The organism is Hyalangium sp., from assembly GCF_035629615.1.
Lineage (GTDB): Bacteria > Myxococcota > Myxococcia > Myxococcales > Myxococcaceae > Hyalangium.
Map to the genome: position 1 here is coordinate 1 of NZ_DASPHO010000364.1, position 9,736 is coordinate 9,736.

Here is a 9,736-nt window from a genome sequence, read left to right on the forward strand (position 1 = left end):
GCTGATGCAGCTGCGGTACTCGGCGGAGCTGGTGGCATACCTGGAGGGCCTGTAGATGAACACCGCGCTGGCCCGCGACCGAGCGCGGCTGTTGGAGCTGCTCACGGAGCGCTCCTTCGAGCATCGCAAGGTCGTGCTCTCGTCCGGCAAGGAGTCGGACTTCTACATCGACTGCAAGCGCACGGCGTTGCTGGCGGAGGGGCACTTCCTCATTGGCCGGCTGCTGTTGGATGCGATCGTGCGGGAGGCGCCGCTGGCCGTGGGAGTGGGCGGACTGACGCTGGGGGCGGATCCCATCGCCTCGGCGGTGAGCCTCACCAGCTACCTGGCGGGCACGCCGCTGGAGGCCTTCATCGTTCGCAAGGAGCCCAAGGGACATGGGACGGGCCAGTGGATCGAGGGACTGGCGGTGTTGGGGCAGAACGCCCCGGTGGCGATCGTCGAGGACGTCGTGACGACGGGGGCTTCCACGCTCAAGGCCATCGAGCGGGCGCAGGCCGAGGGCTTGAAGGTGCTCGGAGCGTTCGCATTGGTGGACAGACTCGAGGGCGGGCGCGAGGCGGTAGAGGCCGATGGCCACCGGCTCTACACCCTCTTCAACCGCAAGGACTTCCTGCCGTGAAGAAGGCGCTCTGCGTCGCGACGTTGCTCGGGTGGCTCTCTGGCTGTACGACGAGTCCACCCACCATTGGCGATCCAGCGCCCCAGCTGGTGGACCGCCGGGCCGAGCAGGAGTACCAGAAGATCTTCGAGCACTACTCGGATCGGGCGGAGATCTACGACGGCTTCGACACGCGGATGTTCGCGGGGGCGACGCTCCAGACGATGGCGTTCCGGGAGGCGCGGGTGAAGCGGCTGGCGGAGTTCAAGTTCCTGCCGAAGCCGCGGGTGGAGGAGCTGCTGGCTCAGGAGCGCGCGGAGGAGGCGCAGTTCCACGAGTTCCACCTCGGCGTCCACGTCAACGACTACCGCTTCGAGGACTTCGCCAACCGCAAGAGCTCCATCTGGCGCATCGTCCTGCTGACGCCCTTGGGAGAGGCGGAGCCTGTGAGCGTGGAGCGCATTGGCCGGGCGAACCTGGACATGCGAGCCATGTACCCCTACCTGGGCGTGTTCTGGGTGGCCTACCGGGTGCGCTTCCCGAAGGTGATGTCCGATGGCACGCCCATCGTTCCGGACAGCACCACGCATGTGGCGCTGAGGCTGGCCTCCACGCTGGGACACGCCGAGCTGCGGGTCCACTCGCGCTGAGCCTCACGTCTCCTCGGTCCGGCGGATCCACTTCTCCGTCGCCTGCATCGTCGGGCCGGCCTGGAGCCGCTCCAGCAGCTCCCCCACGGAGGCGCTCACGGCGAAGGGCTGCGCGTGCGCCTCGGGGATGAAGCCGTCCTCCACTCCCCGGCGAACCATGGCCACCAGCGGCTGGAAGTAGCCCCCCACGTCCAGCAGCCCGATGGGCTTGGTGTGCAGGCCGAGCTGGCCCCAGGTGATGATCTCGAACAGCTCGTCGAAGGTGCCGAAGCCCCCCGGCATGGCGATGAAGGCGTCCGCGCGCTTGGCCATGAGCGCCTTGCGCTCATGCATGGAGTTCACCAGGTGCAGCTCGTGCAGGCCCGGGTGGCCCAGCTCTCGCTGCTGCAGGCTGACGGGGAGCACGCCCACCGCCCGGCCCCCTTCGGCGAGGGCGGCATCCGCCAGGGCGCCCATGAGGCCCACGCTGGCACCCCCATAGATGAGCGTGAGCCTGCGGCGCGCCAGCTCCGCGCCGAGCGCCGTGGCTGCCGCCAGGAACTCGGGGCGGGAGCCAGGGCGGGAGCCGCAGAAGACACAGACCGTTTTCATCTCCATGGGTGTCAGGACCTCGGCCGCCACTCCGGGTGAGCGGCGAATGCCGCCACCACGGCGGTAATGAAGAGGATGAGGGGGAGCGCCCGGTTGTACACGGGGCCCCCCAGCTTCAGGGCCACGCCGCAGGGCAGGCCGAAGAGGAAGCCCCCGAGGTGCCCCGCCCAGCTCACACCGGGCAGCAGGCTGATGACCACCACCTGCACCAGCCACATGCCCAGCTCCTTCCTTCCTTGCTCCGTGGCGATGGGGAGCATGACCCCCGCCCAGCCGAGGATCATCCCCGAGGCGCCGACCATGGGCGTGTCGAAGTTGAAGAAGAGGGCAAAGGCGGACGAGCCCACGGCCGTGACGAGGCACAGGCCCAGGAAGCGCCAGCTGCCGATGTGGCGCTCCAGCATGAAGCCGAGCGTGTAGACCACCGACATGTTGAAGACGATGTGGAGCACGCTGCCGTGCTCGAAGGCGCAGCTCAACAGCCGCCAGTACTCGCCTTGCTGGACGAGCGGCCCATAGAGCGCAAGCGGAATGCCCTCCTGCGCCAGCAGCAGGCCATCCGGGGCCGAAGAGAGCGGGGGCACGAGGTGGGTGCGGCCCAGGAGGAACATGAGCGCCGAGCCCACCAGGATGGCGCCGCACACCACGGGCCAGGGCTGCCTCTCCTGTGGGGGAGGCGGCTGTTCCTCTGGGGGAGGTCCTCCCGGCGTGGGATTCTCGAGGATGCGAGGGGCGCGGGCCATCGGGATCAGAGCTCTCGGGAGACGACCGTGTCACGCTTCCAGTGGTGATCGTCCGTGTTGGGGTAGTCGAGCGTGAAGTGCAGGCCGCGGCTCTCCTTGCGGCGGCTGGCGCAGTCGACGATGAGGTGGGCCACGTCCGCGATGTTGCGCAGCTCGATGACGTCCCGAGTCACCTTGAAGCGCCAGTAGTAGTCGCGGATCTCCTCGCGCAGCAGATCCAGCCGGCGCCGCGCCCGCATGAGGCGCTTGTCCGTGCGGACGATGCCCACGTAGTTCCACATGAGGCGGCGGAGCTCGTCCCAGTTGTGGGTGACGACGACGCTCTCGTCCGAGTCCACCGCGCTGCCGGGATCCCAGTCCGGCGGCTCCTGCGGGGACGAGGTAAGGCTCCGCACCTCCTCGGCGGTGACCTGCGCGGCGCGGTGGCCGAAGACGAGCCCCTCCAGCAGCGAGTTGGAGGCCAGCCGGTTGGCGCCGTGCAGGCCCGTGGAGGCCACCTCGCCAATGGCGTACAGCCCCGCCACCGAGGTGCGGCCGGACAGATCCGTCACCACGCCGCCGCACATGTAGTGGGCCGCCGGCACCACGGGGATGGGCTGCACGGCCATGTCGATGTTGAAGGCCTTGCAGGTGGCGTAGATGTTGGGGAAGCGATCGGTGAGGAAGGCGCGGCCCAGGTGCGTCATGTCCAGGTAGACGCAGTCGTCACCGGTGCGCTTGAGCTCCGCGTCAATGGCGCGGGCCACCACGTCGCGCGGCGCCAGCGCCCCGAGCTCGTGGTAGCGCTCCATGAAGGTCTGCCCGTTGCGCAGCCGCAGCTTGCCGCCCTCGCCGCGCAGCGCCTCGCTGATCAAAAAGCTCTTGGCCTCCGGGTGGTACAGGCAGGTGGGGTGGAACTGGTAGAACTCCATGTTGGCCACCTGCGCGCCCGCCCGGTACGCCATGGCCACCCCGTCCCCCGTCGCCACGTCCGGGTTCGAGGTGTAGAGGTACACCTTGCCGGCCCCGCCGGTGGCCAGCACCGTCACCTTGCCCAGGAACGTCTCGATGTGGCCGTTGTCCAGCAGCGCGTAGGTGCCCAGGCACCGGCTGGCCCGGCCCGGGCTGGGGCGCCGATCCAGGATCAGATCGATGGCGGCCGTGTTCTGGAAGAAGGTGATGTTTCTCTGCTCGTCACAGGAGGCCAGCATGGCCCGCTGCACCTCGCGGCCGGTGATGTCTCCCGCGTGGATGATGCGCCGGGCGGAGTGGCCTCCCTCGCGCGTCAGGTCGAACTCGCCCGTGGAGCGCCGGTTGAACTCCGCGCCGAGCGCGACGAGCTCCCGGATACGCTCGGGGCCCTCTCGCACCGTCACCTCCACCGCGTCCGGGTGGTTGAGGCCGGCGCCCGCCACCAGGGTGTCCTGGACATGGGCCTCGAAGCTGTCAGTGGGGGCCAGCACGCTGGCGATGCCCCCCTGGGCGTACTGGGTGTTGCTCTCATAACGCTCGCGCTTGGTGAGCACGGCGACGGTGCCATGCCGGGCTGCCTGGAGGGCAAACGAGAGGCCGGCGACACCGCCACCCAGGACGAGGAAGTCGAAGCGCTGGGGCATGGCAGGAAGCCTTAATGGCTGTAAGTGCCGGAAACAAGGCGTTTTCTTGAGGACTTTTAGCCACCCGTCTAAGGTTTGGGGGCCGATGCGTTCTGCCCTCGCCGTCCTGACAGCCCTGCTGTTGCTGCCCTTGGTGGCCTCTGCCTCCGAGGGCATCTACCGGTACGTCGAGAAGGACGGGACGATCATCTACACCAACGTGCCTCCGCCCGGGAGCAAGCGGGCCAAGAAGCTCAAGGGCACCTTCACCCAGGCGCAGGCGCCCGCGGCGCCGGTGCGAGGCCGCGCGCGGGCACCGGCGGACCTGGAGCCGCACATTGCCTCGGCGTCCCTGCGCTACAAGATCCCCGCTCCCCTGGTGCGCGCCATCATGCAGGCGGAGAGCAACTTCGACGCGAACGCGGTGTCCCCCAAGGGCGCCTGTGGGCTGATGCAGCTGATGCCCCAGACGGCGACCGAGATGTACGTGAAGGACATCTTCGACGAGAAGGAGAACATCGAAGGCGGGGTGCGCTACCTGCGGGTGCTCGCCAACCAGTTCGAAGGGGACATGGTGAAGATGATCGCCGCGTACAACGCGGGCCCGGACGCAGTGCGCCGGTACAAGGGGAACATCCCGCCGTACGAGGAGACGCAGGGGTACGTGCGCAAGGTCCTCCAGCTCTACTACCACTACAAAGAGCGCGAGAGGCTCGCCCAGAACGAGCCCCGCGAAGCGAGCAGCGATGGCGACGACGCGAGCGACGGGGCCGGAGCCGACCCCCGTTGACGACGAGTTCCTGGACCTCCTGTACCGGGGAGGGGAACTGCTGGCTGCGGGCAAGGTGATCGAGGCCAAGGACTTCCTCGAGCGTGCCTACAAGCTGCAGCCGAAGCACGAGAAGGCCCAGAACCTGCTCGGGCTGACGTACTTCAAGCTGGGGCTGTTCGACCGAGCGGCGGAGCTCTACGAGCAGCTGGTGCGCGACAACCCGGTGGACGCCACGCTGCGGGTGAACCTGGGGCTGGTGTACCTGAAGACGAACGCGCTGCAGCGAGCGGTGCGCGAGTTCGAGGTGGCGGTGGATCTGTCGCCGGAGCACCAGAAGGCCCACAACTACCTGGGGCTGGCGCTGGCGCAGCAGGGGGAGTACGGCCGGGCGCGCGAGCACTTCCTGCTGGCGGGCAGCGACGCCATGGCCGAGAAGATGGGCCGCGCCATCGCGGGCGAGGGCTTCAGCCGGCCAGCGCCGGTGCAGCCAGCCAAGGAGCGCGGCTTCTCGGAGCTCGAGGGGGCCGAGGTGGTGCGTGAGCAGGGTGGCGTGCCGGTGCAGGAGTCGCCGCCGCCGCCGCCTCCCGAGAGCTCGGATGAGGAGATCGAGGTGGTGGAGGAGGTGCTCACGCAGGCGACGGCGACGGAGCAGCCACCGCCACCGCCTCCGCCAGAGTTCGAGGCTCCGCCTGCGCCGGAGTCCGAGGCTGTGCCTGAGCTAGCGGCTGTGCCGCCGCCTCTCCCGCAGCGGGCGCTTCCGACCGCCGAGGAGGACTGGGGCGCGCAGTTCGGGCTGGATGACGCCGGACACCCCGTGGCGGAAGTCCAGATGACTTCCGAGCCACCAGCCTCGAGCGTGGCCGAGGAGGCTTCGACCGCCTCCAGCGTGGCTTCGGAGCCCACCGCCGAGCTGGACTACGCCGGTGTGGAGGCCCCGGGGGGAGTCCCTTCCGTGGAAGAGGCGGACCTCCCGGTGCTTCCCATCGAGGAGATCTCCGAGGATGGGATGCCGGTGCTGACGGCGGAGCCCGAGAACGCGGAGGATCTGGCCGCCATCGCCCAGCACGAGCAGGCGCTCACGGGGAAGCCTCAGGTGTTCGCGGAGTCGGCTGCTCCGGGAGAGGTCTCGCCGGAGCCGCCTGCAGAGGAGCCCTCGGCTGCGGCGCTGTCCGCTGATGCTCCCATGGAGCTCCCGGCGGTGGAGCCACGGGCGGTAGAGTCCCTGGCAGTGGAGCCCCCGGCGGTGGAGCCCCCGGCGGTGGAGCCCCCGGCGGTGGAGTCCCCAGCGGTGGAGTCCCCGGTGGCCAGCCCGGCCCTCAGCCAGGCTCCCTTGGGGCAGGCTGCCGGACCGGGGCCAGCGGGAGGGGATTACTGGCGGGAAGGGGAGGTGCCGATCCTGGGGGAGCTTGCTCCCGCGGTGATGCTGGGAGGCGTGTCCCCTGACAGCCCGTTCATGGTGTGGGCGGGCGGCCTGTCCGTGCGGGTGGAGGGGGAGCTGATCACCCGGCTGGAGGGGCTGGTGGCTTTCACGGGGCAGCTTGCCTTCAAGCCGGAGATGAAGCGGTTCCGGGGGCGCACGACGGACAAGCCGTTCGGTGACGGATTGGGGCGGGTGGTGCGGGCCACGGGCCGGGGCATGCTCTTCATCGAGCCGAGCGAGAAGCGCACCTTCCAGGCGGTGGAACTGGGCGACGAGTCCGCCTACTTCCGCGACGAGTCGGTGTTTGCCTTCGAGGAGCCGGTGATGTTCGAGAACGGCCGGGTGCCCTCGGACGTGGCGCCGGACCTGGATCTGGTGCACCTGCGAGGCAACGGGAAGGTGCTGTTGAGCCTGGCGGGCCCGTTGCGCTCGGTGCTGGTGACGATGGAGGCGGCGGCGACGGTGCCCTTGACGCACCTGGTGGGCTGGCAGGGCAACCTCACGCCGCGGGTGGTCCCGCTGCTGCAGGGGCCTGGAGGTGAGATCTTGAAGACAGCCGTGGAGCTGAGCGGCGAAGGATTTGCCCTCCTGAGCCTCCCAGTCCGATAGAACGGGTGAGCATGGACCGAGCCACCAGGAAGCAGCGGAAGCGGGAGGAGAAGGCGAGGCGCCGGGCAGCGCGCCCGCCGAGCGTGCTCGTCCAGGAGTTCTGGAACCTGCCCAACATGCTGACGCTGGGGCGGATCCTGCTGATCCCGGTCTTCGTGTGGTTCACGTACGACGCGGATCCGTTCTACTCGTTGATGGCGGGGGTGGTGTTCGCGGTGGCGTCGATCACGGACGTGGTGGACGGGTACCTGGCGCGCAAGTGGAACCTGATCACGGTGGTGGGGAAGTTCATGGACCCGCTGGCCGACAAGCTGATCGTCATGGCGGCGCTGGTGATGATGGTGCGGCTGGGGCGGATCGCGGCGTGGGTGGTGATCGTGCTGCTGGCGCGAGAGCTGATCGTCAGCGGCCTGAGGACCATCGCGGCGAGCGAGGGGATGGTGATCGCGGCGGGGCAGGAGGGCAAGTGGAAGACCAGCCTGCAGCTGGTGGGGGTGATTTCACTCTGCGTCCACTACGTGCATCCGTTGGACTTGGGGTCGCAGGTGGTGATGGTGGACTACAACAAGGTGGGGAAGGTGTTGGTGTACCTGTCGGGGGCGTTCTCGGTGTGGAGCGCGGTGGTGTACTTCCGGGCGTTCCTCTCCATGCTGGCCAGGCGGGGAGGGGGAACGGACGCACAGAAGGCTTGACGAGGTTTGGGCGGGTGGGTATATCCGCCCTCGCTTCGACGGCGCGGTAGCACAGCGACGGCGGAGCGGCAGACGCGGGAATAGCTCAGCGGTAGAGCATCGCCTTGCCAAGGCGAGGGTCGAGGGTTCAAATCCCTTTTCCCGCTCCAGAATGAAGTCCGGCGGCCGGAACTCTCCAAAGGGTTCCGGCCGCTGGCGTTTGGAGGCCTTGGGAGTCCCATGAGTATCCACGAACTTCTCCTCGACGCTCAGGGATTCCTCGGGCAGAGCCTGAAGGATCTTCAGTCGCCCGAGGAGCATGAACTCTTCAGGGTGGTCAGGGCGGCGCTCAGCTTTATCTCCGAGACGGGGGCGGTCTACCCCTTCGAGGATTACCTCCGATCTCGTAAAGATGCACCGCCTTATGCTGTGGCCTCCTTCAAGACACGCGAAGATGCGGAGGCATGGCTACAGCAGCATTCGGAACCGCCCCATGGAGCGTTTGTATTGATTGCGGATGAATACAACATCGTCATGTATGTCCGTGAGCTCAACGACCGGCGGCTATTCCCCCATCCGATATTGGAGAGCTATCTCGATCAACTCCGGCGAGCGGCCCCAAGTGGCACGCTGCTGTCTTTCGATAGACGTGAAGAAGCGATTGCCTGGTTGAGGTCCCAGCCAGAGCCTCCTCAGCGCACCTACCAGCTCATCGCAGGCCAGCGCCACGTCGCGCTGTACCACCGCAATCTCCAGCACTACGCGGTATACCCGCTCCCGGTCACGATGTAGCAGTCCTAACTTGAGTCATTTCCCTCCAGGACTCACGGAGCAGCCAAGTGCACCCCACATTCCGAGCGTCTTTGTCTGCGGTGCTCTCGCTGTGGGCCCTGTTGCTCTGCGGCGGTTGCACGGAGCGAGGGGATGTGCCCAAGGAGGTGTCTCCAGATGGCGGCCGGAACGGGTCGCCCACGGCTGAGGCGGAACCACTGGGTCTGGCCGACAACAAATGGCCGCTCGCGGGCGAGATCGATACGGGCAACCGCTTCCTGTCAGTGGTCGACATCCTCACCCAAGCCCCGCAGGGATGGAGAAAGGGCACTCATTGCAGTGGGGTACTGCTCGCTCCGAGCCTGGTTCTCACCGCCGGGCACTGTGTCTGCAAGCGGCAAGAGCGTCATGGGCCTGGACGCGAGAGCAGGAACATCATTGACGCCTCATCTTGCGTGACACGCGCCTCCGTGAGCACCGCTATCTACGAGCCTCCCCCGCCGGGGAAGTACAGTGTCGTTATCGAGAGGTACAAAGGGCAGGTCCGGCCCCATCCTGAGCTGAAGATCGTGCTCGACTCGTTGGGGCGTGTCATGTCATCCAAGGCAGATCTCGCCTTCATCGTCCTGGACACTCCCGTCAGCATGGCATTTGCCCCTGTCTCACTGGCGGAGACGGGGGTGGAGGCCCATGAGTCCATCATCATGGTCAGCTTTGGCTTCGACGAGGATCTGGGAACACTTCTCGGAGATCGTCGCATCAACAGGTACAAGGTGACGCGGACTCAAGAGCCAGGAGACGAGAGGATCCTGTTTCATCAACCCCAGCGCCACGAATACAAGGGTGACAGCGGTGGCGCCTGCCTCCGTCAGACCGAGCATGGCTTCACCCTCATGGGTATTTCAAGCAGGGGGCTCGGCCAGGATCCCGCTTTCATCGACATCCAGACCTACCGTGCCTGGATCATCAACGAGCTTGATCGAGCGACTCAAGCGGCCCCCGCCTCCCCTCAATGACTCGGAGCAGGACCCATCAGTCTGCCTCAGCGTCGGCTCACCCTGGGAGAATCCCATGCGCCATTCCTGGAGATCATTCGGCTCTCACCTGCTGTTGGTCATGGTGCCGCTCGTCTATGGGGGGTGCTTGGGGAACGCCCCCGTCAGAGCGTCGTCAGGCGAGGCGCATCCTGAGTCCAACGGCATTCTCCTCGATCGGATCCCCGCGGTGTCAGGGCCCAAAGACCTTGAGAACCGCTATCTGCCGACAATCCGCGTGACCGCGAAGGAGAAGAAGGACGTCGAGACGAAGAGAGCGTCGTCGCTGGGGCGCGTGTC

11 protein-coding genes and 1 tRNA gene are annotated in these 9,736 nt (G+C 67.3%); 9 read left to right on the forward strand and 3 right to left on the reverse strand.

All coding sequences use genetic code 11. The features are described 5' to 3' along the window. The first annotated feature begins 55 nt into the window (after positions 1 to 55). Entirely contained in the window at positions 56 to 622 is a 567-nt protein-coding gene (gene pyrE / locus VD972_RS18630; protein ID WP_324988835.1) for an orotate phosphoribosyltransferase, read from the forward strand. Continuing rightward, positions 619 to 1,251 (forward strand): hypothetical protein, encoded by a 633-nt coding sequence (locus VD972_RS18635; protein ID WP_324988837.1) that lies wholly within the window; start codon positions 619 to 621, stop codon positions 1,249 to 1,251. Before pyrE ends, VD972_RS18635 begins: the two co-directional genes overlap by 4 nt. 3 nt (positions 1,252 to 1,254) lie before the next feature. Here the strand turns inward: VD972_RS18635 and VD972_RS18640 are convergent, their stop codons facing one another. From VD972_RS18640 to nadB, 3 genes are all read right to left on the reverse strand, one after another. Then, positions 1,255 to 1,848 (reverse strand): TIGR00730 family Rossman fold protein, encoded by a 594-nt coding sequence (locus tag VD972_RS18640; protein WP_324988838.1) that lies wholly within the window; start codon positions 1,846 to 1,848, stop codon positions 1,255 to 1,257. Positions 1,849 to 1,853: 5 nt separating this feature from the next. Next, on the reverse strand, positions 1,854 to 2,489 hold the full coding sequence (locus VD972_RS18645) for a rhomboid family intramembrane serine protease (protein ID WP_324988840.1): 636 nt from the start codon (positions 2,487 to 2,489) through the stop codon (positions 1,854 to 1,856). A 101-nt stretch (positions 2,490 to 2,590) separates the two neighbouring features. Further along, entirely contained in the window at positions 2,591 to 4,180 is a 1,590-nt protein-coding gene (gene nadB, locus VD972_RS18650) for an L-aspartate oxidase (RefSeq protein ID WP_324988842.1), read from the reverse strand. Between the two features lie 85 nt (positions 4,181 to 4,265). Between nadB and VD972_RS18655 the strand changes: the two genes are divergently transcribed. The 7 genes from VD972_RS18655 to VD972_RS18685 form a co-directional block, all read left to right on the forward strand. Continuing rightward, on the forward strand, positions 4,266 to 4,949 hold the full coding sequence (locus VD972_RS18655; protein ID WP_324988845.1) for a lytic transglycosylase domain-containing protein: 684 nt from the start codon (positions 4,266 to 4,268) through the stop codon (positions 4,947 to 4,949). Beyond that, positions 4,906 to 6,960 carry a tetratricopeptide repeat protein gene (locus VD972_RS18660; protein ID WP_324988847.1) on the forward strand — a complete coding sequence of 685 codons (2,055 nt, stop codon included), beginning with the start codon at positions 4,906 to 4,908 and terminating at the stop codon, positions 6,958 to 6,960. The genes VD972_RS18655 and VD972_RS18660 overlap by 44 nt, the downstream gene beginning before the upstream one ends. 11 nt (positions 6,961 to 6,971) lie before the next feature. Continuing rightward, on the forward strand, positions 6,972 to 7,652 hold the full coding sequence (gene pgsA / locus VD972_RS18665; RefSeq protein WP_414654084.1) for a CDP-diacylglycerol--glycerol-3-phosphate 3-phosphatidyltransferase: 681 nt from the start codon (positions 6,972 to 6,974) through the stop codon (positions 7,650 to 7,652). Between the two features lie 74 nt (positions 7,653 to 7,726). Next, a tRNA-Gly gene (locus tag VD972_RS18670) sits at positions 7,727 to 7,801 on the forward strand. A 70-nt stretch (positions 7,802 to 7,871) separates the two neighbouring features. Beyond that, a complete protein-coding gene (locus VD972_RS18675; protein WP_324988851.1) occupies positions 7,872 to 8,423 on the forward strand; it encodes a head protein in 552 nt (183 codons plus the stop codon). 134 nt (positions 8,424 to 8,557) lie between these two features. After that, positions 8,558 to 9,418 (forward strand): trypsin-like serine protease, encoded by an 861-nt coding sequence (locus tag VD972_RS18680; RefSeq protein ID WP_324988853.1) that lies wholly within the window; start codon positions 8,558 to 8,560, stop codon positions 9,416 to 9,418. 100 nt (positions 9,419 to 9,518) lie between these two features. After that, the coding region (locus VD972_RS18685) for a hypothetical protein (RefSeq protein ID WP_324988855.1) at positions 9,519 to 9,736 on the forward strand (218 nt) is incomplete at its 3' end.